Here is a 20,673-nt window from a genome sequence, read left to right as displayed (position 1 = left end):
GTTCAAACTACGGCGTTACGTTTTGCCAGATCGGCCAGCGCCACGAGGTTGGAAATGTTGAAGCGCTTGAGTAAGCGAACCTTGTAGGTACTGACGGTCTTGTGGCTGATCAACAGAGCGTCGGCAATCTGCTGGTTGTTGAGGCCGCTTGCCAGGAGCTTCAGCACCGTGATCTCGCGATCAGTCAGGCGCGAGATCAACACGCTCTCCTGACTGGCGGCATTGGTGTTTTGCTGCAGGATATTGATGGTGTCTTCCGGGAAGTAGCTGTACCCGGACAGAATGGCTTTAACCGCATTGGCCAGTTCGTGAAGGTTTTCAGTCTTGCACAGAAATCCCGCGGCTCCCGCTTGCAGGCATCGTAGAGCGAAGTTCTTCGAGTCACTGGAAGTCAGGACTAGGGTTTTTACAAGCAGGTCCGCAGACTTGATATGGGCGATGACCGAAAAACCGTCCAGGTTGGGAATACCCAGGTCGAGGATCAACAGGTCCGGCATGTGCTTTCGCACCAGTTGCACCGCGTCCGCACCGTTGTCGGCTTCGGCAACGATGGTGTGATGGTGGGGTTCCAGCACCGACCTGATGGCCAGTCGAATCAGAGGATGGTCATCGACGATAATGATGTTGCCCATTTAGTGCGTTCCCTTTGTTTTTAGAGGTGTTGGTCAGTATTGGCGGGTGCTTTGGATAAGTAGGTTTCAAGTTGTGCCTCAGGCTGGGTGCAAACACTGTTACTTAAGGTGTGTCTTGTGCCGTAAGCCTCAGCTGTTTGGCTCTATGATTGGCTGACCTCTCTGAAATCTAAATCGGACAAATCTGATAGTGCTGCCTGGCTGGGTGAGGGGGGGCAACAACCTTCCCATGACGGGCCGAGTGCATCAGCTCATTCAAACAACAGAACAGCATGTACAAGGCTGGAAGGTGACAAGCCAATTGAGTACTAAGCTCATCACACAGGATGGTTACGACGCTCTGAAGCAGGAGTTGGATTATCTGTGGCGGGAGAAGCGCCCGGATATTACCCAGAAGGTCACTTGGGCCGCGTCATTGGGTGACCGCAGTGAGAACGCGGACTATCAGTACAACAAAAAACTCTTGCGGGAAATTGATCGCCGGGTGCGTTACATACGCAAGCGTCTGGAAGACATGAAGGTGGTTTCCTACGCACCAGAGCAGGAAGGGCGAGTGTTCTTTGGCGCCTGGGTAGAAGTGGAAAACGAGGCTGCCGAGATCAAGCGCTTTCGTATCGTTGGATACGACGAGATCTATCTGCGCAAGGACTACATTTCCATCGACTCGCCCATGGCCAGGGCGCTGCTGAAGAAGGAAGTGGGCGACGAGGCCATTGTTCATACGCCGGCTGGCGAAACCTGCTGGTGGATCAATCAGATCGACTATGAGAAGTAGGCTCGCCAGCCTGTGCTGGCGAGCTGTTGCTCTTCACCCTTCGCGCAGGACGCTCAACGGGCTGGCGTTCAATGCCCGGCGGGTGCCGAAAACCCCGGCCCCACCCACCAACAGCGCGCCTATCAGCGGCAGCAGCAACAGCCAGGGATGTGGGTGCCAGGGCAGGTCGAAGGCGAACCGGTAAAGCACCAGGCTGACCAGTTCGCTACCCAGGGCCGCCAGCAGGCCGCTGACGGCGCCGAGAAGACCGAACTCGATCCGCCGAGCCTTGACCAGCAACCGCCTCTCGGCACCGAGCGCGCGTAATAGAGCGCCTTGGCGAATGCGCTCGTCCAACGTGGCCTGCAGGCCGGAAAACAGCACTGCCATTCCGGCCGCCAGGACAAACAGCAATACATACTCCACTGCCAGAGTGACCTGGGCCAGGATGCTGCGCAGTTGCTCCAGCAAGGCCTCCACTTGAAGAATAGTCACCGCTGGAAAGGCCCTGGATAGCTCGATGACCTGCTGGTCGTGTCCCGGGCTCAGATAAAAGCTGGTCAGGTAGGTGGCAGGCAGATCTTTCAGGGTGCCTGGCTGGAAGATCATGAAGAAGTTCGGTTGGAAGTTGTCCCAGTTGATGCTGCGCAGGCTGGTAACCCGGGCTTCCCGATTAACGCCCGCGACCGTGAAGGTCAGTTGGTCGCCCAGTTTCAGTTTCAAGCTTTGTGCAACCTTGGCCTCCACCGATACGCCGGGCACAGCGTCGGTGGGCTGCGCTGACCACCAGTTGCCTTCGGTGATGCGGTTGCCGGCCGGCAGGTCGGCGGCCCAGGTCAGGCTCAGGTCGCGCTGTACCGCGCGGTCGCCACTGGAGTCCTTGCTGACTATCTCCCTTACAGGCTCGCCGTTGATGCTCACCAGGCGTCCGGGAACCACCGGATATAGCGGCGCCGAAGGGGCCGAAAGTTGTACCAGGCGTTCGCTAAAAGCCTGTTTTTCGGCGGGTAGGATATTCAGTGCAAAGTAATTGGGGGCATTTTTCGGCAACTGGTTCTGCCAGGTATCGAGCAGTTCGCCCCGCAGCAGGGCGATCAGTGCCATGGACAGCAGAATCAGACCAAAGGCCAGGGACTGTCCGGCTGCCGCCAGGGGATGCCGCAGCAACTGGCCCAGTCCCAGGCGCCAGGGCAGGGAGGAGCGGGCCAGCAGACGACGCAGGCTTTGCAGCACCAGAAGCAGTAACCCACCCAGTACCAGTGCCGCTATCAGCCCACCGCCGAGCAATGCAAAGGTCAGGATCAGATCCAGACTCAGGCGCCACATGATCAGGCCCAGGGCAAACAGGGCAGCGCCGTAGATCATCCAGGTACTGGAAGGAATTGGCAGCAGGTCACGACGTAACACGCGAAGTGGCGGGACCCGCCCCAAGGCAGCCAGGGGCGGTAGGGCAAACCCTGCCAGGGCCACCAACCCGGTGCCAATACCGGCAATGGCCGGGAGCAGGCCACCTGGAGGCACATCGCTGGGCAGCAGGTCATGCAGCAGATAGAACAGGCCAAGTTGGGCCAACCACCCCAGCAGTGCGCCGCTGACGCTGGCCAGGAGCCCCAGAAGTCCCAATTGCACGCTGAACAGCAACATGGTTTCCCGTCGCGACAGACCGAGGCAGCGTAGCAAGGCGCTGGCATCGAAGCGCCGGGTTGCGAAGCGATTGGCCGATAAGGCGACGGCGACCCCGGATAGCAACACGGCTACCAGACTGGCCATGTTCAGGTAACGCTCGGCCTTGCCCAGGGCGCCGCCAATCTGCTGGTTGCCATCGCGGGCATCCTGCAGTCGCTGGTTGGGCGCCAGGCCCGGCTTGATCAGTTGGCGATAGCTCTCTAGGGCCGGTGCCGGGCCGCGCCAGAGCTCCTTGTAGCTGACCCGGCTGCCCGGCTGGACGACGCCGGTGGCTTGCAGATCGTCCAGGCTGATCAGCACTCGAGGCGTCAGGCTATAGAAGTTGCCGGCTCGGTCGGGCTCATAGGTCAGGACCCGAGCCAGCCGCAGGGGTTGCGTGCCGACATCGATGCTGTCGCCGATCTTCAGATTCAGCGCGGTCAGCAGGCGTGATTCGACCCAGGCTTCACCGGCCTTTGGACCTCCACCGGGCTCTTCAACGCCGTAGGGCGCTGCCGCGCTCTTGAGTTGGCCGCGTAGTGGGTAGGCATTGTCCACTGCCTTGATACTCGACAGCTGGATGCCAGTGTCGGTGGCGATAACACTGGAGAACTCGACTATGCGCGCATGATCGAGTCCCAATGCCTGCCCGCTGTCGATCTGTTCCGAGCGTGCCGGTGAGCTGCCCTCCAGAAGCAGATCAGCCCCGAGAAACTCGGTGGCCCGCAGCAGCATGGCTCCGTTGAGTCGGGCGCCGAAATAACCAATGGCGGTGCTCGCCGCCACAGCCACCAGCAAGGCAAAGAACAGCACCCGTAACTCCCCGGCGCGGGCATCGCGCAACAGCTGGCGCAGGGCGAGGCTGAACAGACGCAACAGCGGCAGACGTGCCATCAAGGCTCCAGAGGGGCGACCAGCAAGCCCGCTTCAAGACGGATCAGGCGCCGGCAACGATGGGCCAGGCGTTCATCATGGGTCACCAGCACCAGAGTCGTGCCGCTCTCCTTGTTGAGTTCGAACAGCAGGTCGCTGATGCGTTCACCGGTGTGGCTGTCGAGGTTGCCGGTAGGTTCATCGGCAAACAGCACGTCGGGTTCGGCGGCAAAGGCCCGGGCGATGGCGACTCGTTGTTGCTCACCGCCGGAAAGCTGGCGAGGCGAGTGGCTCAGGCGCTGGCCGAGGCCGACCCGTCGCAGCAGCTCGGTGGCGCGCTCACGGGCGTCGCGGCGGCCATCCAGTTCCAGGGGCAGCATGACGTTTTCCAGGGCGTTGAGGCTGTCGAGCAATTGGAAGGATTGAAACACGAACCCAACGTGCTCGGCCCTGACCCGTGCTCGCTGATCTTCATCCAGGCGACTCAAGGCCTGGCCGGCGAGGGTGACCTCACCACTGCTGGGCAGGTCGAGTCCTGCCAGCAAACCGAGCAGTGTGGATTTTCCGGAACCCGAGGCGCCGACTATGGCCAGACTGTCGCCCTGGTTCAGCTCCAGGCTGAGTTCATGAAGGATGGTCAGTTCACCTTCCGCGCTGGGAACCACTTTGCTAAGGTTCCGCGCAGTGAGAATGCTTGCGCCCATGGAGAATCCGATGCGTGTATGGTTTTTGAGTGCCGGCCTGGCCTTGATGTGCATGGCCCAGAACGCAGCGGCGGGTACGGTCCTGATCGTGGGCGATAGTATCAGTGCGGCTTTCGGCCTGGATACCCGCGAGGGGTGGGTGGCTCTGTTGGAGAAGCGGCTCAAGGACCAGGGTTTCACCGACAAAGTGATCAACGCCTCGGTCAGTGGCGACACCAGTGCCGGTGGCCTGGCGCGGCTGCCGCCGCTGCTTGCAGAGCATAAGCCTGAGGTGGTGATCCTCGAGTTGGGCGGCAACGATGGCCTGCGCGGCCAGCCGCCTCAGCAATTGCAACAAAATCTTGCGTCGATGATCGACAGTGCCCAGGCCAGTGGTGCCAAGGTGCTGCTGTTGGGCATGCAATTGCCGCCCAACTATGGTGTGCGCTACACCCAGGCGTTCGCTCAGGTTTATGGCCAGTTGGCCAGTGACAAAAAGGTGGCGCTGGTACCGTTTTTTCTTGATGGGGTCGGTGGTCATCCCGAACTGATGCAGGCAGACGGTCTGCACCCTGCAGCCGCGGCTCAGGACAAGTTGCTGGAAAATGTCTGGCCGACGCTAAAACCGCTGCTTTGACGCTTTTCTAGTGGCAGTGTTTCGGCTAATGTGGCGCCCCCGATTTGGAGCCCCCGATGCCGCGTCCCGCCTGGTCCCTGTTTGCCTATCAACTGATCGAGCCTGATGAACAGCTTGACCTGTTCGCCTGCCAGGAAGTTCGAGTGCATCTGGTGACGCGTCAGCTGGAGTTGGGTGGTTCTGCCGATCGGACCTTGTGTGGCACTTTGTTGCCCGCGCAGCCGCGCTGGTCGAGTGTGGATCGGACGATTTTCCAGGATCAACGACTCTGCCCCTTGTGCCGGGCAATCCTGGAGTCGCAAAAGCGCGGCACTCCGCCGATCTGGCCGGAGTTGCGCTTCGAGCTGTAGGCGGTCGATAGCGGACCGTTTCGACAGGGATTTCATGTGCCTGCGCTTGTGTCTCCCGCTTGGCTCCCGCAGCCAAGGGGCGGGGTGTACAATCGCGTTTCTATCACTCGTTTTTCATGCGAAGGATTATCCGGATGTTGCCGCGTCTCCCCGTCGTCACCCGCTGCCTGACACTTGCCGCATTGTGTGTGGCCGGTCCCGTTGCAGCATTGGAATTGCCTCTGCCGCCGCCCGGTGAAGATATTGTCGGTCAGGTGCAGGTGATCAAGGCCAAGTACGAAGACACCTTCGCCGACCTGGGCACTGCTCATGACCTGGGGTACCTGGAGATGGTGGCGGCCAATCCGGGAATCGACCCCTGGTTGCCGGGGGCGGGGACCGAGGTCATCTTGCCCACCCGTTTCATCCTGCCTCCCGGGCCCCGTGAGGGCATCGTGATTAACCTGGCGGAGTATCGTCTTTACTACTTCCCCAAGGGGCGGAATGTGGTTTACACCTTCCCGTTGGGCATTGGACGCGAGGGGTGGGGGTCGCCGATCGCTCATACCAGCATTACTGCGAAAACCCCGAATCCAACCTGGACTCCACCGGCGTCGATCCGGGCCGAACATGCTGCCGATGGTGATCCGCTGCCGAGCGTGGTGCCGGCAGGACCGAATAACCCGCTGGGGCCGTTCAAGTTCACCTTGGGCACGCCTGGTTACCTGATCCACGGTTCGAACAAAAAGTTCGGCATCGGCATGCGTACCAGTCATGGCTGTTTCCGTATGCTCAACAACAACGTGCTGGAAATGGCCGGGATGGTTCCGGTAGGAACTTCCGTGCGTATCATCAACGAGCCGTACAAGTTCGGTATCAGCGGTGGCAAAGTCTATCTGGAGGCGCATACACCTTTGGATGACAAGGGTAATCCTTCAGTGGTCGACAAGCACACTGCGGTGATCAATGCTTTGCTCAAGCGCGAAGATCTGGCCAACAACCTGCGCATGAACTGGGATGTGGTCAGGGATGTAGTGGCGGCCGAAGATGGCTTGCCAGTGGAGATCGCAATACCGACCACGGCGCCTGCAACATCGTTGTCCAGTGCTCCGTTCGATCTGCAGCAGTAAGGGTTAGAACAACAACCCGTCGAGACCTGCCGGTGTCGACGGGTTTTTTATTGTCAGTGGAAAATCCCAGGCAATAAAAAAGCCGATCCAAAAAATGGATCGGCTTGATAACAATCCCGAGGGACTATTACTTGCGGCTAGCTTTTTCCAGCATACGCAGAGCGCGCTCGTTAGCTTCGTCAGCAGTCTGTTGTGCTTTTTGAGCAGCAGCCAGAGCTTCATCAGCTTTACGATAGGCTTCGTCTGCACGAGCCTGAGCACGAGCTGCTGCATCTTCAGTAGCAGTCAGACGAGCTTCGGTTTCTTTGGATACGCTGCTGCAACCGGTAGCCAGAACTGCGGCCAGAGCCAGAGCAGAGAATTTCAGAACGTTGTTCATCGTGTTCCCCTTCAAGGACTTTCTATTAGTAGCTATCACCTCAGAGTGAGGAAATAGCCGGCGTACATACTACCCATTACTTGTAGTAAGTAAACTGACGTAGCGCAAGAAGCAAAAAAAATTCTAGGCGGTGATTCTTTTTCGAGCAACTTTTTAAGCGATTGTATAAAAAACATTCAGCGGCAAGGCTCTGTCAGAGGGTGCTGGTTGTTTGCCAGCATTCTCCAGGCGCTGTTTCAGAGTCTAGGCTAAAGTGGGCCTATATTCTGTCGATGGCACTTTTCTTCAGAATCTGCCCAGCCTTGGCCTATCTTTATCCATCTTGCCGGTGACTTTAAGAAACGGTGCTCGTCTTAAGTTTCAGCATCCGGCGATGTATAGCCTCAACGCATTTTTACACTGGGCCTGACGGTGCTTTCTGCAAGGCTTGCTGAGGGCGTTTTACGTTGATCTGTGACGAGTGTGGCTTGAGCATTTATGCCCAGGGCGCCTACTATTTTGTAACGTGCTCGCGATGTAAGGGGGATGCCTTCTACGGTGGTGTCCGACAGGCACGAGGTGGCGTAAGTTGTTCCTTCGCCGGAAAAACATCGGTAAGGTATGGGTCAGCATTCCAGACCCGCAAGGAGTAGTGATGAGCGAGGCGTTGTCCATCCACCATGACCAGGCTGGTCATCAGTTCGAGACCAATGTGGACGGTCATCGTGCCTACCTGACCTATATGGACCTGGGTAAGCAGACTCTGGATATCTACCGCACCTTCGTGCCCAACGCATTACGTGGGCGCGGCATTGCCGCGGCGTTGACCGAGCAGGCGCTGGAGTACGCCGAGCGTATGGGTTACACAGTGATTCCATCCTGTTCTTATGTAGAACGCTATATGGAACGCCATCAGCGTCACGCAGCAAAGCTCTGATCGGGGCGACCATAAAAAACGCCGGGCTTGGCCCGGCGTTTTTGTGTCTGGCGAAAAGGATCAGCTGCGATCACGTTTCGGCAATACGTCCTTGAGCTTGGCGTGCATGCTGCGCAGGGTTTTCTCGGTGCTTTCCCAGTCGATGCAGGCGTCGGTAATCGATACGCCGTACTGCAGGTCTGACAGGTCCTTCGGAATCGCCTGGCAACCCCAGTTCAGGTGACTTTCCACCATCAGACCGATGATCGACTGGTTGCCTTCCAGGATTTGGTTGGCAACGTTTTCCATGACTAGAGGTTGCAGCGCCGGATCCTTGTTGGAGTTGGCATGGCTGCAGTCGATCATGATGTTCGGCTTGATCTTGGCCTTGCTCAGGGCTTGTTCGCAGACAGCGACGCTCACCGAGTCGTAGTTCGGCTTACCGTTGCCGCCACGCAGCACCACGTGGCCGTAGGCGTTGCCTTTGGTGGTTACGATCGATACGCCACCTTGTGGGTTGATCCCCAGGAAGCGATGCGGGCTGGATACCGATTGCAGCGCATTGATCGCCACGGTGAGGCCACCGTCGGTGCCATTCTTGAAGCCCACGGCCGACGACAGGCCGGAAGCCATTTCCCGATGGGTCTGGGATTCAGTGGTGCGTGCACCGATGGCCGACCAACTGATCAGGTCCTGCAGATATTGCGGGGAGATCGGGTCAAGGGCTTCAGTGGCGGTAGGCAGGCCCATTTCAGCCAGGTCCAGCAACAACTGCCGCCCGATATGCAAACCGTCCTGAATCTTGAACGAGTCATCCAGGTAAGGGTCGTTGATCAGGCCTTTCCAGCCAACGGTAGTACGGGGTTTCTCGAAGTACACCCGCATTACCAGATAGAGAGTGTCAGAGACTTCCGCCGCCAGTGCCTTGAGACGTTCAGCGTACTCGTGCGCTGCCTTGATGTCGTGGATCGAGCAGGGCCCAATGACGATAAACAGACGGTGATCAGTGCCGTCGAGGATGTTGCGGATCACTTCGCGACCCTTGGTCACGGTGCGCAAGGCGGTGTCGCTAAGGGGGATGTCTCGCTTGAGTTGATCAGGGGTGATCAGGGTCTCGTTGGAGGCGACGTTAAGGTCGTTGATCGGTAAATCAGCCATCGTGTTACTCGTCAGGTCACGGGTGCCGGCCGCCAGCGATCCCCGCGCGGCGGAGCACAGCGGATTTGAGCGCGTCGGGGAGCGGAACCTTAGCGCGTTACCCGGTGACTCTACAATGGGCAGGCGGCGGTTTTATTGGGCTAAGGCTGCACAAAAGCCTGGTGTACGCGGTCCTCGGAATAGTCCTCTGCGTGCTGCTCGACCCAATTCAGGGCCAGGGCCTCGATGCATTGTTGTTCGCTCTGAGGTTCATGCAGGCGGCAGTATCGGGCGATCTGGCACACCTGTTCGCCCATGCGGGCGCCGAACAGCGTTTGCTCATCGACGAAAGCGATCCCCACCAGGTAGCCGCGCTTGCGCTTCAGGCACCAGGCGACATAGCCGTTGTAGCGCGCATTTTCCCCCAGCGTCGGCATATACACCTCTAGTGCGGTGCCGTGGCGCCAGGCGCGGTGGTAATTGCACGCCATGCCACCGAGGCTGATAGTGTGCAACCGCTGACGCGAAATGCAGGCGTATTTACGCAGGGTCAGTTCAACCGGAACATCATCAGGATGAGGCAAAAAACGTCCCATGACCGCAGACTCCGAGTGTCGTCCATTTGACATTGTTTCCCCCAGTATAGTGGTCGAATTGGAACTGACAGACTTCGATATCGACCAGCAATTGCTGGGCCTGGATGGTGTTTCCCTGGTGGTTTTCACCAGCGTTGGCTGTTCCAGTTGCCGTTGGGCGCGGGCGCAACTGCCGGGGCTGGGCTTGCCGGTCGAGCGGTTGTGCTGGGTCGATGCCGCTGACAACGGAGGCGCCGTGGAGCGCTATCAGGTGTTTCACCTGCCGGCCCTGTTTGTGGTGAGCGACGGTGAGTTTTATGGGGCGTTGCAGTCGCGGCTGACGTACAAGGAGCTCACTGAGGGCTTGCGTCAGGCGCTCAATCGAATTCCAGAGGAGTTGCCTTGATGGATGCAGGTCGTAAACCGCGTGTGGGCATTATCGGGACCGGAGCGATCGGAGGTTTTTACGGGGTGATGCTGGCGCGCGCCGGTTTCGACGTGCACTTTCTATTGCGTAGCGAGTTCTCGACGGTGGTGGAGCAGGGGCTGCAGGTCAACAGCGCTCAGTACGGGGCGTTGAGCCTGAAACCGGTGCAGGCATACGCCAGCGCTGAGGAGATGCCGCTTTGTGACTGGCTGCTGGTGGGAGCCAAGACCACCAGCAACCTCCAGTTGGCGCCGGCGATCATTCAGGCGGCGGCGCCTGATGCCAAGGTTCTGTTGCTGCAGAACGGCCTGGACGTTGAAGATGGCCTGCGCGCCGTGCTTCCTGAGTCGCTGCACCTATTGGGTGGCTTGTGCTTTATCTGTGTCCATCGTGCGGGTCCCGGCCAGATCGAGCACCAGGCTCTTGGTGCAGTCAATCTGGGTTACCACAGCGGTCCGGCAAGCGCTGATCCGGTGTTGAGCCAGGCTATTGTCGAAGAAGGGGCGGCGTTGTTTCGTGAGGCCGGGCTTGATTCCAAGGTCATGGGCAACCTGCAGCAGGCGCGTTGGCAGAAGCTGGTGTGGAATGTGCCTTACAACGGTCTGTCGGTGCTGCTCAAGGCCAGCACCACGCCGTTGATGGCCGATCCGGACAGCCGCGAGTTGATTCAGAACCTCATGCAGGAGGTGCTTCTGGGGGCTGCGGCTTGTGGTCATGTCATTCCAGATGCCTACGCACAGCAACTGTTCAAGTCCACCGAGCACATGCCCGACTATTGGCCGAGCATGTACCATGATTTCCTGCATCAGCGTCCTCTGGAGTTGGCAGCCATCTATGCCGCACCTTTGGCGGCAGCCAGGGCCGCTGGCTGTGAGCTGCCGAAAATCCAGGCGCTTTACCAAGCCTTGAGTTTCATCGACCGGCATCACGCTTGAGCTGATTACCTGAAGGGGACGGAATATGGCAAATGGCCTGGATGGCAAGCTGGTGGTGGCGATTTCGTCGCGGGCTTTGTTCGATCTGAGCGACAGCCATAAGGTCTATCTGGCCCAGGGTGTCGAGGCTTATAGGCAGTATCAGATCGAACACGAAGAGGAGATCCTCGAACCGGGCGATGCCTTCCCATTGGTGAAGAAACTGCTCAGTCTCAATGCCAGCCTGGGACGTGCGCGGGTCGAGGTGGTGCTGGTTTCACGCAACAGTGCCGACACCGGCCTACGGGTGTTCAACTCGATTCAGCATTACGGCCTGGGTATTTCCCGTGCGGCCTTCGTCGGCGGTCGCAGTCCCTATCCCTATTTGGCGGCCTTTGGCAGCGATCTGTTTCTCTCTACCCATGCCGACGATGTGCGCAGTGCTCTGGAGGCCGGGTTTGCCGCCGCGACCATCCTTTCCGGCGGCGCCCGGCGCGCCGCCAATGGCGAGTTGCGCATCGCCTTCGACGGGGACGCCGTGCTGTTTTCCGATGACTCGGAACGGGTCTATCAAACCGGTGGCCTGGAGGCCTTTCAGGCCAGTGAGCAGCAGTCGGCCCGGGAGCCATTGCCGGGCGGACCGTTCAAGGGCTTTCTGGCGGCACTCAATCTGCTTCAGGGCGAGTTTCCCAACGATGCCTGCCCGATTCGCACGGCCTTGGTCACGGCCCGTTCGGCGCCGGCCCATGAACGGGTGATACGCACCTTGCGCGAGTGGGACATTCGTCTGGACGAGTCCTTGTTTCTGGGCGGCCTGGAGAAAGCCGCCTTTCTTGAAGCCTTCGCCGCCGATGTTTTTTTTGATGATCAGGCCGGTCACTGCGAGTTGGCCCGCGAGGTGGTCGCCACCGGCCACGTGCCCCACGGCATCAGCAACGAAGCCAGGGATTGAGCCCTAAAATCCCTGGCTTGGCGTCGAACCTCCCACAGTTCCAGGCACTGCTAAGCTGAATCAATCTCCGCCATCTTGGCAGTTGAGGAGGTCATATGATTCGTTCGATGCTGTATGCCACCGACCTCGGTCTGTATGCGCCCTTTGTCATGCAGCATGCCTTGGAGCTGGCTCGAACGTTCAATGCCGACTTACATGTAGTGCACGCAGTGGAACCCATGGGGCTATTTGCCGAATCGGTATTGCAGAGTTATCTGGATGAGCAATCCTTGAACGAGTTTCACCGCCAGGGCTTGAGCACGGTAATGGCCAATATCGAGCAGCGGGTGCTGGACAGTTTTCGCGAGGAGTTGGGGGAGGGCATGCAGGACCTGACCTTGATCCAGTCGGTGCGGGTGCTTCAAGGGGACCCATCCCAGGTGATTCTGGATCAGGCGGCGAAACTCTCGGTGGATTTGCTGATCGTAGGAAGTCACAGCCACGGGGGCGGTGCGCAAACCCCTTTGGGGCGTACGGCCGCACGGGTTTTACAGCTGGCCAAAGTGCCGGTTTATCTGGTGCCTCTGGTGCAGCGTCGGCGTCAGGGGGATGTCTGAGGGCGGAATGGAAAATTCTGAATAAAAGTTCTAGATTTATTCTCCTGACCATTAATATAGTTATATACCGTCGCTGATACCCGTGGCGTCTACCTGCTTTGAGGGATTGATATGAAGCTTCAACAATTGCGCTACATCTGGGAAGTGGCGCACCACGACCTCAACGTCTCCGCTACCGCCCAAAGCCTTTACACCTCACAACCGGGTATCAGCAAGCAGATCCGTCTGCTCGAAGACGAGCTTGGGGTCGAGGTCTTCGCTCGCAGCGGCAAGCATCTGACCCGTGTGACCCCGGCCGGTGAGCGGATCATCACCACCGCCGGCGAGATCCTGCGCAAGGTCGAAAGCATCAAGCAGATCGCCCAGGAGTTCTCCAACGAGAAGAAGGGCACCCTGTCCATCGCCACCACCCATACCCAGGCACGCTACGCCCTGCCACCGGTGATCAGTAGCTTCATCAAGCAGTACCCCGATGTGGCCCTGCACATGCACCAGGGCTCGCCGATGCAGATCGCTGAGATGGCCGCTGACGGCACTGTGGATTTCGCCATCGCCACCGAGGCGCTGGAGCTGTTCGGTGATCTGGTGATGATGCCGTGCTATCGCTGGAACCGTTGCGTGGTTGTGCCTCAGGGCCACCCGCTGACCAAGCTGCCGAAGCTGACCCTGGAAACCTTGGCCGAATACCCCATCGTTACCTACGTGTTTGGTTTCACTGGCCGTTCCAAGCTTGATGAAGCCTTCAGCCATCGTGGCCTGACGCCAAAGGTGGTGTTCACTGCGGCTGACGCCGACGTGATCAAGACCTATGTGCGCCTGGGGTTGGGAGTGGGTATCGTCGCCAAGATGGCGGTCGACACCAAGCTCGACAATGACCTGGTGGTACTGGACGCCAGCGAGCTGTTCGAGTCGAGCATCACCAAGATCGGTTTCCGTCGCGGTACATTCCTGCGCGGCTTCATGTGCGACTTCATCGAGAAGTTCGCCCCGCACCTGACGCGCGAAGTCATGGCCAAGGCGATTCAATGCCATAACAAGCAGGAACTGGAAGAACTGTTCGACGGCGTCGAACTGCCGGTTCACTGATTTCAGCTAGCGGACCTCGGTGACAGTGAACTGTTGCCGGGTCCCCGCCACCACGATCTCCACCTCGTCGTCCTCGAACTTGCCCATCAGGCTCTTGCCCAGCGGTGACCGCGGGGTGATGACGGTCACCAGTTGTCCCACCACATAAACCTTCAAGCCTGCCCCGTCTGGGCCAAGAAACAGCCATTGTTCGTGGCCGTTTTCATCCTCCAGCCCCAGCAACGCACCGACCTGGATTCCGGCCTGTGGGTCGTAGGATCGCAAACTCAGGTTCTGCCAGAGACTCAATGCCTGACGGATTTCCTCGACCCGCCGAGCCTGGCCGGCCGCCAGGTAGGAGGCTTCCAGCCCCAGGGTGTCGTACTTGTTCTCGGCGATATTCTCTTCGTGAGTGGCGGTTTCGTAGGCGGTTTGCGCTGCGCGCACCGCGATCTCCAGATCCTCTTGGAGCTGTTGCAGAATCAGTTGGCAGACAGACTGTTTATTCATGATCAATTACAGAACTGCAGGACGTTGGCGCGACTCTTTTCGCTGGGCGCTGTCTGGTCCTGTTGCAACCAGAACTGGCATTTGGGATTGGACAGGTTGCGCGAGTCGCTGCGAGCGTTATCCAGGGATTGCAACTCTTCGTTCTTGCGCAGGTTTTCCTGATACTGCTCGAACAGCCGATTGGGCGGCTCAGGCGCAACCACCGGCGGCTTCGCCAATTGCTGCACGGCTTGCGCTACAGGAGCCAGTTGCTGGCTGAAGAGAAAGTGCGAGGCTAGCCAGCAGGTCAGGGCAATCGCCAGAAAACCCAGCCACAGGCCCAGGGCAATGCTGCCGCTGAGCGCCAGGGCATTGAAGCTGATGCGCAAGGAGCGACGAGCGGGCGGGCGATAAGACATGGTTGCCTCCTGGCGGGCGATAGTGGGCGAGGGCTGATTGTCGCATGAAGATTAATCGAGGTTGGCTCTTCTGCGCAGGAGCATTTATGCGGACAATCGGCGCCTTTGCCAATCGGGGACTGGAATGAAAGCCTCCTGGGATATTTTTTGCAGCGTGGTCGACAACTACGGCGACATCGGCGTGACCTGGCGCCTGGCCCGACAGTTGGTGGGCGAGCATCAATGCACGGTGCGTTTGTGGGTCGATGATCTGCGGGCCTTTGAGAAGATCTGTCCAGAGATCGACTTCCAGCGACTCAGCCAGTATCAGGATGGGGTCGAGGTGCACCACTGGCCGGCCCAGTGGCAACCTGAAGCTGCGGCCGATGTGGTGATCGCTGCGTTTGCCTGTCAATTGCCCCATGCCTATATGGAGGCCATGGCCGAGCGCCAGCGTGCACCCTTGTGGCTGAATCTGGATTACCTGAGCGCCGAGGACTGGGTCAGTGGCTGCCACGGCCTGCCATCAGTGAAGTTTCGCGGCGTACAGAAGTACTTTTTCTTCCCCGGATTCCAGGCTGGCACGGGCGGCTTGCTGCGCGAAGCCGGATTGCTCGAGCGCCGCCGGCAATTTCAGGCCGATCGCCAGGTCCAGCTGGAGTTTCTTCAGGGCCTGGGAGTCACTCCCGCCGCCGGTAGCCGCTTGATGTCACTGTTTGCCTATGAGAACGCCAGTCTTGGTGGTTGGCTGGATGCCTTGGCCCTCGATACGCAACAGACCCATTTGCTGGTGCCCGAAGGGCGCATCCTGGGAGATGTGCAGCGCTGGCTGGGAGACGCGTCGTTGAGTGTGGGCAGCCTGCAGATCCGGCAGTCCCTCACGGTCCAGGTCCTGCCTTTTGTTCGCCAGGAAGATTACGACCGTCTGTTGTGGTGCTGCGATTTCAACGCGGTGCGGGGAGAGGACTCCTTTGTTCGGGCACAATGGGCCGGGCGGCCGATGCTCTGGCATATCTACCGTCAGGACGAAGACATTCACCTGGACAAGCTCGAGGCCTTTCTCGCCTTGTACACCCGGACTCTTTCACCTGACGCCCAAGCGGCGGTGCGGGCCCTGTGGCAGGCCTGGAATACCGAGGCGGCGATGACCGACGCCTGGAAAAACCTGCTGCAACACTGGCCCGAAGTCGCCGCGCACGCCGAACAATGGTGTCTGGAACAAGGCTTGCAAGCCGATCTTGCTGCGGCGCTGGTGCAGTTTTACCTAAATTGGATATGATACGCGGCCTAGATTTTTGTAAATCCCATCCAAATTCGGATATTCGCAATGAAAACTGGTAAAGAACTCAAACCCGGTACCGTGATCCGTATCGACAACGATCCTTGGCTGGTTCAGAAAGCTGAATTCACCAAGTCCGGTCGTAACAGCGCGATCATGAAGACCAAGCTGAAGAACCTGCTGACCGGTTACAAGACCGAAACCGTTTACGGTGCGGACGACAAACTGGACGACGTGATCCTGGATCGCAAAGAAGCGACTCTGTCGTTCATCAGCGGTGACACCTACACCTTCATGGACACCACTGACTACACCATGTACGAGCTGAACGCCGAAGACATCGAGGCCGTTCTGCCGTTCATCGAAGAAGGCATGACCGACGTTTGCGAAGCCGTGTTCTTCGAAGACCGTCTGGTTTCCGTTGACCTGCCGACCACCATCGTGCGTCAGGTTGACTACACCGAAGGTTCCGCTCGCGGCGACACTTCGGGCAAGGTGATGAAGCCTGCCAAACTGAAAAACGGTACCGAGCTGAGCGTTGCGGACTTCATCGAAATCGGCGACATGATCGAGATCGATACCCGCGAAGGCGGTTCCTACAAGGGCCGCGCCAAGGTTTAATCCTGGTTCGATCTTGTCGATGAAAAAGCCCGACCTTGAGTCGGGCTTTTTTATGCCTGGCGTTTACTGTTTCAGACGTTCACGTGCAGGCGTACATCAACATTGCCACGGGTGGCGTTGGAGTAGGGGCAGACCTGATGTGCGGCATCCACCAGGCTTTGCGCCTCTTCCTGAGCCAGGCCGGGCAGGCTCACATGCAGATCGATATCCAAGCCAAAGCCGCCAGGGATCTGACCGATACCGACATGGGCGGTGATCGAGGCGTTGTCCGGGATCTTGCGCTTGCTCTGGCTGGCAACGAACTTCAGGGCACCGATAAAGCAGGCCGAATAGCCGGCGGCGAACAGCTGTTCCGGGTTGGTCGCCTGCCCACCGGCCCCGCCGAGTTCCTTGGGGGTGGCCAGTTTGATGTCGAGGATGTTGTCACTGGAAACAGCGCGGCCATCACGGCCACCGGTGGCGGTTGCAACTGCGGTGTAGAGAGTTTGCATGGTGAAAGCCTCGTGCTGGGTTGTTTTTGCGCTAATTATTTGCGCGCTAAGTAAGTGCGAAATAAATGTATCGCTCAAATATTTAGTGCGCAAGATAAATTTTATGCAAACTATTGCCCGAAGCCCTGTTTCTGGCTCAACTCATTGTTTTTTAAACATATATTTTTTTCTCAAAACCAGCCCCAGCCCCAGCCATAGGCGCTGGCTTGTCGGCGAAGCCTTAGAGACTGTCCTGCAAATGCCCCCGCAGCACCTGCAAATCTTCCTGCAGCTGCCGCAACTGCTCCACTGTCCGACCGCTGGCGCCGAGGATGCACTGTGGGATGTTCCGGGCTTGTTCGCGCATCGCTCGGCCCTGTTCCGTCAGCTCGACAATGACCACTCGCTCATCTTCCCGGCTGCGAGTGCGGTTCAGCAGACCCTCGGCTTCCAGGCGCTTGAGCAAGGGAGTCAGCGAGCCGGGGTCGGTCAGCAGGCGCTGGCTGATTTCGCCGACGGTCAGGCCATCCCGCTCCCAGAGCACCAGCATTGCCAGGTACTGCGGATAGGTCAGCCCCAGTTGCTGCAGCAACGGTTTATAGACCTTGGTCAGTAGCAGCGATGTGGAGTGCAGGGCGAAACACACTTGGTTGTCCAGCAGCAGCTGTTCGCAGGTATCCGGGGTAGAGCGGTCGGTGGTCATCTCGGGGGCCTTGGTCGTTAATGGTCCTGAATCTAGCGGGCGAGTCTTTAATGCACCAGATAAATTTCTTCGACGTCAGTTCATTGCACTCTGCAGTGCCAGGTCCCATGGCGGAACCGGACTGAAGCGACTTTTCAGGTACTCCAGCAGCAGGCGGCTACGGGCATTGGGATGCTGCTCCATGCGCAAGGCATAGATACCGGCGGTTTCCGGCTTGGGCAGACCGTTATCACAGAACAACGGCACCAGTTCTCCGCGCAACAGGTACTCACTCACCAGCCAGGTGGGCAAGTGAGCAATTCCCAGCCCAGCCAAGGCTCCCGAAAGCAGGGCTTCGGCATTGTTGGCGCTGAGGCGGATGCGTTGTGGGCGATGACTGTGCAGCTGTCCGTCCCGTTCAAAGCGCCAGGCGAACAAGGGTGCCAGGCCATCCCAGTCGAGGCCGTCGTGCTGGCTGAGCTCAGCGGGTTGAGTCGGGGTGCCACGACTCTTCAGGTAGGACGGACTGGCGCAGGCAATGCGTACGATGCTGGCCAGGGAGGTGGCCACCATCCGGGTATCCACCTGTTGCCCGGCCCGCAGTACCAGGTCCACTTTGCCCAGGTGCGAGCCCTGCATGTCGACGAAGCTGTCGATCAGATGCAGTTGTACATCCAGGCCGGGATAGAGCACCAGGAAGTCGGCGATCGCCGGTGCCAGATGACGGCGGCCGAAGGCGGCCGGGGCATCGATGCGGATCAGGCCTTCCGGCGCATGGCTCAGGGACACCGCCTCGGCCCGGGCCAGTTGCAGTTCAGCGACAATGCGCCGGGCCCGTTCGGCGAAGGCCAGGCCAGCGGCTGTGGCGACCACGGCATGGGTGGTGCGCATGAACAACGTGGTGCCCACGGCACTTTCCAGGCTGTCGATACGCCGGGCCACGGCGGAGGGCGTCAGTGGATGGCGGCGAGCCGCAGCGGAAAAACTGCCGGCTTCCAGTACATCGAGAAACAGCCCCAGTTGTTCGGTGAGAGTGTTGGGATTCATGGTCAGAGCGCTTATGCGAAAACGGCACAGCCATTGTGCGTTGCTGTGCGTTTCCGTGCCAGGGCCGACTGCGTAGCATGCAGCTCTCAGGTGAGGAGAGCGGCTGTGATCGAGTTAGTGATGTATCTGCTGTTGGGCGCGGCCCTGGGCACTGTGGGTGGTTTGTTCGGAATCGGCGGCGGCTTGATCGCGATTCCCGTGCTGGGGGTGTTGTTCGGCCTGGATCAGCAGATTGCCCAGGGCACTGCACTGGTGATGGTGGTGCCCAATGTGATGCTGGCGCTGTGGCGCTATCACCAGCGCAACCGGATTGAATTGCGCCATGCCTTGCCCCTGGCAGTGATGGGCTTTTGTTTCGCCTGGCTCGGCTCAATCTGGGCGGTGGGCATCGACGCGCAGAAGATGCGTATCGGCTTTGTCGTCTTTCTCCTGGTGCTGTCGGCCTATAACCTGCTGCGCATGTTCATGAGCAGCGCGCCGGCCAGCACGCGGATGCGTTATTCCTGGCCTTGGCTGGGGGTTCTGGGCGCCGCTTCCGGGGCCATGGGCGGGTTGTTCGGCGTAGGCGGAGCGGTAGTGGCCACGCCAGTATTGACCAGCGTCTTTGGTACCACCCAGGTGGTGGCACAAGGGCTGTCCCTGGCCCTGGCGTTGCCGAGCACCGGCGTGACCCTGGTGACCTACGGTGTCCATCATCAAGTGGACTGGATGATCGGTCTGCCGTTGGCGGTCGGCGGCCTGTTGAGCATCAGCTGGGGAGTGAAGGTGGCTCATGCTTTGCCCGAGCGCCTGCTGCGGGCGCTGTTCTGCGGTTTCCTGGTGGTGTGCGCGGTGATGCTGGCCTTCAAAGTTTGAAGCCTTCGACAATGTGCTCCGCCAGGCACTCGGTGATGGGGGAGGGCGTATTGAGGTTGCGCAGCAGCATGATGCTCGCCTCCGGCAATTGGGGCAGCCCCTCAGCCTCGCCGAGAATGCGCATGTCCGGTGTGATCAGGCTTTCCAGTTGCGCGGTGATTGCCAGTCCGGCACTGACCACGGCCATCAACGCCGCCAGGCTCGAGCTGTTGTAGGCAATCCGGTAGTCGAGTCCGGCGGCGTCCAGGGCGTTGCAGGCCCAGAGTCTGCAAAAGCAGTCGCTGTTGAACATCGCCAGGGGCAATGGCGATTGCTCGTGGGGATTGAAGCCCTGGGCCACGGCCCAGACGAAGCGCTCCTTGCGCAGCAGTTGGCCGATCTCGCTGCCCGGCTCGCGGGTGACGATGGACAGATCCAGATCCTGGCGTTGCAGCAACTGTTTGCTGGATTCGCAATGCACCTCGATCTGGATCAGCGGGTAGCTTTGGGCAAAGCGCGACAGGATTCCCGGTAGAAAGCGCATTACATAATCATCCGGAGTGCCGATGCGAACCAGGCCCACCATGTGCGGTTCGCGCAAGGTATTGAACACTTCACTGTGCAGTTTCAGGATGCGTCGGGCGTAGCCCAGCAGCACCTGGCCTTCGGCGGTGAGCTTGACCTGGCGCCCGTCGCGCTGGAACAACTGGCGTTGCAGCACATCTTCTTCCAGGCGTTTCATCTGCATGCTCACCGCCGACTGGGTGCGATTGACCCGTTCGCCGGCCCGGGTAAAACCGCCTTCATCGGCGATGGCGACAAAGGTGCGCAGGACTTCGGTGTCGATGCTGGGGAACTGGGACATTCCATCAAATCCTGAGATGAATGACATAAGAAACATTCGTTGGATTGATCTTAATCCTAAGCAGAGACTGGCGTCATCCCCACTGGAGGGCAAGATGATGAAAGGTCAAAAGGGTTATGTGCTGGTCCACAAGCTGTCGTTTCAGGCGCTGTCATTGAGCGGCTTATGGCGCAGGGTCATGCGCTGGTATGAGCTTGGCCGTGAGCGCCGGATGCTCGCCGGGCTGAGCGATGAGGCGTTGAAGGACCTGGGCCTGACGCGGGCCGATGTCGAGCATGAGCGGGTCCGCCCGTTCTGGGACGACCCGATGCATAAATAGCGGCAAGAGTGCTACACAAGCCGCTT

Annotated in this window: 26 protein-coding genes; 14 read left to right on the top strand and 12 right to left on the bottom strand. The window is 59.2% G+C overall.

Features of this window, described 5'->3' with window-relative positions:
• Window positions 1-2: 2 nt before the first annotated feature.
• Window positions 3-632 carry a response regulator transcription factor gene (locus tag LOY69_RS21090; RefSeq protein ID WP_102860883.1) on the bottom strand — a complete coding sequence of 210 codons (630 nt, stop codon included), beginning with the start codon at window positions 630-632 and terminating at the stop codon, window positions 3-5.
• 301 nt (window positions 633-933) lie between these two features.
• Here LOY69_RS21090 and greB point away from each other — a divergent pair, with 301 nt between their 5' ends.
• The gene (gene greB / locus LOY69_RS21085; RefSeq protein ID WP_102860884.1) at window positions 934-1,407 is read left to right on the top strand and encodes a transcription elongation factor GreB; all 474 of its coding nucleotides are present in this window, start codon (window positions 934-936) and stop codon (window positions 1,405-1,407) included.
• A gap of 33 nt (window positions 1,408-1,440) precedes the next feature.
• On the opposite strand, the gene LOY69_RS21080 is transcribed toward greB, so the two are convergent.
• Entirely contained in the window at window positions 1,441-3,945 is a 2,505-nt protein-coding gene (locus LOY69_RS21080; protein ID WP_265073557.1) for an ABC transporter permease, read from the bottom strand.
• Window positions 3,945-4,628, bottom strand: a complete 684-nt coding sequence (locus LOY69_RS21075) for an ABC transporter ATP-binding protein (RefSeq protein ID WP_102860886.1) — start codon at window positions 4,626-4,628, stop codon at window positions 3,945-3,947. Before LOY69_RS21075 ends, LOY69_RS21080 begins: the two co-directional genes overlap by 1 nt.
• 10 nt (window positions 4,629-4,638) lie before the next feature.
• Between LOY69_RS21075 and LOY69_RS21070 the strand changes: the two genes are divergently transcribed.
• The 3 genes from LOY69_RS21070 (at window position 4,639) to LOY69_RS21060 (ending at window position 6,703) form a co-directional block, all read left to right on the top strand.
• Window positions 4,639-5,244 (top strand): arylesterase, encoded by a 606-nt coding sequence (locus tag LOY69_RS21070; protein WP_102860887.1) that lies wholly within the window; start codon window positions 4,639-4,641, stop codon window positions 5,242-5,244.
• Window positions 5,245-5,300: 56 nt separating this feature from the next.
• The gene (locus tag LOY69_RS21065) at window positions 5,301-5,594 is read left to right on the top strand and encodes a hypothetical protein (RefSeq protein WP_007931378.1); all 294 of its coding nucleotides are present in this window, start codon (window positions 5,301-5,303) and stop codon (window positions 5,592-5,594) included.
• A gap of 134 nt (window positions 5,595-5,728) precedes the next feature.
• Entirely contained in the window at window positions 5,729-6,703 is a 975-nt protein-coding gene (locus LOY69_RS21060; protein ID WP_110594578.1) for a L,D-transpeptidase family protein, read from the top strand.
• A gap of 127 nt (window positions 6,704-6,830) precedes the next feature.
• On the opposite strand, the gene oprI is transcribed toward LOY69_RS21060, so the two are convergent.
• Window positions 6,831-7,082 carry an outer membrane lipoprotei OprI gene (oprI, locus tag LOY69_RS21055; RefSeq protein WP_003448337.1) on the bottom strand — a complete coding sequence of 84 codons (252 nt, stop codon included), beginning with the start codon at window positions 7,080-7,082 and terminating at the stop codon, window positions 6,831-6,833.
• A gap of 634 nt (window positions 7,083-7,716) precedes the next feature.
• Here oprI and LOY69_RS21050 point away from each other — a divergent pair.
• Window positions 7,717-7,998: a GNAT family N-acetyltransferase gene (locus LOY69_RS21050; RefSeq protein ID WP_011062548.1), complete on the top strand. Its 282-nt coding sequence runs from the start codon at window positions 7,717-7,719 to the stop codon at window positions 7,996-7,998.
• Between the two features lie 60 nt (window positions 7,999-8,058).
• Here the strand turns inward: LOY69_RS21050 and LOY69_RS21045 are convergent, their stop codons facing one another.
• On the bottom strand, window positions 8,059-9,135 hold the full coding sequence (locus LOY69_RS21045) for a 3-deoxy-7-phosphoheptulonate synthase (RefSeq protein WP_016967428.1): 1,077 nt from the start codon (window positions 9,133-9,135) through the stop codon (window positions 8,059-8,061).
• 140 nt (window positions 9,136-9,275) lie between these two features.
• Window positions 9,276-9,710: a PilZ domain-containing protein gene (locus LOY69_RS21040; RefSeq protein WP_102860889.1), complete on the bottom strand. Its 435-nt coding sequence runs from the start codon at window positions 9,708-9,710 to the stop codon at window positions 9,276-9,278.
• On the opposite strand from LOY69_RS21040, the gene LOY69_RS21035 reads away from it, so the two are divergent.
• The 5 genes from LOY69_RS21035 (at window position 9,709) to cysB (ending at window position 13,664) form a co-directional block, all read left to right on the top strand.
• On the top strand, window positions 9,709-10,095 hold the full coding sequence (locus LOY69_RS21035) for a thioredoxin (protein WP_102880446.1): 387 nt from the start codon (window positions 9,709-9,711) through the stop codon (window positions 10,093-10,095). The genes LOY69_RS21040 and LOY69_RS21035 overlap by 2 nt on opposite strands.
• Window positions 10,095-11,051, top strand: coding sequence for a putative 2-dehydropantoate 2-reductase (locus LOY69_RS21030; RefSeq protein ID WP_102880445.1), 957 nt, complete (start codon window positions 10,095-10,097; stop codon window positions 11,049-11,051). The genes LOY69_RS21035 and LOY69_RS21030 overlap by 1 nt, the downstream gene beginning before the upstream one ends.
• Before the next feature lie 25 nt (window positions 11,052-11,076).
• Window positions 11,077-11,982 carry a 5'-nucleotidase gene (locus LOY69_RS21025; protein ID WP_102860892.1) on the top strand — a complete coding sequence of 302 codons (906 nt, stop codon included), beginning with the start codon at window positions 11,077-11,079 and terminating at the stop codon, window positions 11,980-11,982.
• Between the two features lie 95 nt (window positions 11,983-12,077).
• On the top strand, window positions 12,078-12,578 hold the full coding sequence (locus LOY69_RS21020; protein WP_102860893.1) for a universal stress protein: 501 nt from the start codon (window positions 12,078-12,080) through the stop codon (window positions 12,576-12,578).
• Window positions 12,579-12,689: 111 nt separating this feature from the next.
• On the top strand, window positions 12,690-13,664 hold the full coding sequence (gene cysB, locus LOY69_RS21015) for an HTH-type transcriptional regulator CysB (RefSeq protein WP_102860894.1): 975 nt from the start codon (window positions 12,690-12,692) through the stop codon (window positions 13,662-13,664).
• Window positions 13,665-13,670: 6 nt separating this feature from the next.
• On the opposite strand, the gene LOY69_RS21010 is transcribed toward cysB, so the two are convergent.
• Both LOY69_RS21010 and LOY69_RS21005 read right to left on the bottom strand, forming a co-directional pair.
• Window positions 13,671-14,153, bottom strand: coding sequence for a GreA/GreB family elongation factor (locus tag LOY69_RS21010; RefSeq protein ID WP_265073556.1), 483 nt, complete (start codon window positions 14,151-14,153; stop codon window positions 13,671-13,673).
• Between the two features lie 2 nt (window positions 14,154-14,155).
• Window positions 14,156-14,551, bottom strand: a complete 396-nt coding sequence (locus tag LOY69_RS21005; protein ID WP_265073555.1) for a hypothetical protein — start codon at window positions 14,549-14,551, stop codon at window positions 14,156-14,158.
• Between the two features lie 124 nt (window positions 14,552-14,675).
• Here LOY69_RS21005 and earP point away from each other — a divergent pair, with 124 nt between their 5' ends.
• Both earP and LOY69_RS20995 read left to right on the top strand, forming a co-directional pair.
• On the top strand, window positions 14,676-15,809 hold the full coding sequence (gene earP / locus LOY69_RS21000) for an elongation factor P maturation arginine rhamnosyltransferase EarP (RefSeq protein ID WP_265073554.1): 1,134 nt from the start codon (window positions 14,676-14,678) through the stop codon (window positions 15,807-15,809).
• A gap of 48 nt (window positions 15,810-15,857) precedes the next feature.
• A complete protein-coding gene (locus LOY69_RS20995) occupies window positions 15,858-16,430 on the top strand; it encodes an elongation factor P (protein WP_007931398.1) in 573 nt (190 codons plus the stop codon).
• A 71-nt stretch (window positions 16,431-16,501) separates the two neighbouring features.
• Here the strand turns inward: LOY69_RS20995 and LOY69_RS20990 are convergent, their stop codons facing one another.
• The 3 genes from LOY69_RS20990 to LOY69_RS20980 form a co-directional block, all read right to left on the bottom strand.
• The gene (locus LOY69_RS20990) at window positions 16,502-16,921 is read right to left on the bottom strand and encodes an organic hydroperoxide resistance protein (RefSeq protein ID WP_265073553.1); all 420 of its coding nucleotides are present in this window, start codon (window positions 16,919-16,921) and stop codon (window positions 16,502-16,504) included.
• Between the two features lie 220 nt (window positions 16,922-17,141).
• Entirely contained in the window at window positions 17,142-17,603 is a 462-nt protein-coding gene (locus LOY69_RS20985; RefSeq protein ID WP_265073552.1) for a MarR family winged helix-turn-helix transcriptional regulator, read from the bottom strand.
• Window positions 17,604-17,678: 75 nt separating this feature from the next.
• Window positions 17,679-18,629, bottom strand: coding sequence for a LysR family transcriptional regulator (locus LOY69_RS20980; RefSeq protein WP_102860900.1), 951 nt, complete (start codon window positions 18,627-18,629; stop codon window positions 17,679-17,681).
• 105 nt (window positions 18,630-18,734) lie between these two features.
• Here LOY69_RS20980 and LOY69_RS20975 point away from each other — a divergent pair, with 105 nt between their 5' ends.
• Entirely contained in the window at window positions 18,735-19,484 is a 750-nt protein-coding gene (locus tag LOY69_RS20975; RefSeq protein WP_102880438.1) for a sulfite exporter TauE/SafE family protein, read from the top strand.
• Here LOY69_RS20975 and LOY69_RS20970 read toward each other — a convergent pair.
• The gene (locus tag LOY69_RS20970) at window positions 19,474-20,328 is read right to left on the bottom strand and encodes a LysR substrate-binding domain-containing protein (protein ID WP_102880437.1); all 855 of its coding nucleotides are present in this window, start codon (window positions 20,326-20,328) and stop codon (window positions 19,474-19,476) included. The genes LOY69_RS20975 and LOY69_RS20970 overlap by 11 nt on opposite strands.
• Window positions 20,329-20,425: 97 nt before the next feature.
• Between LOY69_RS20970 and LOY69_RS20965 the strand changes: the two genes are divergently transcribed.
• Complete coding sequence (locus tag LOY69_RS20965; protein ID WP_102861006.1) at window positions 20,426-20,647, top strand: DUF1127 domain-containing protein; 222 nt, start codon at window positions 20,426-20,428, stop codon at window positions 20,645-20,647.
• Window positions 20,648-20,673 lie beyond the last annotated feature (26 nt).

The organism is Pseudomonas sp. B21-059 (assembly GCF_026016285.1).
GTDB classification, from domain to species: Bacteria; Pseudomonadota; Gammaproteobacteria; order Pseudomonadales; family Pseudomonadaceae; genus Aquipseudomonas; species Aquipseudomonas danubii.
This window is presented reverse-complemented; position numbering and strand designations above follow the sequence as displayed.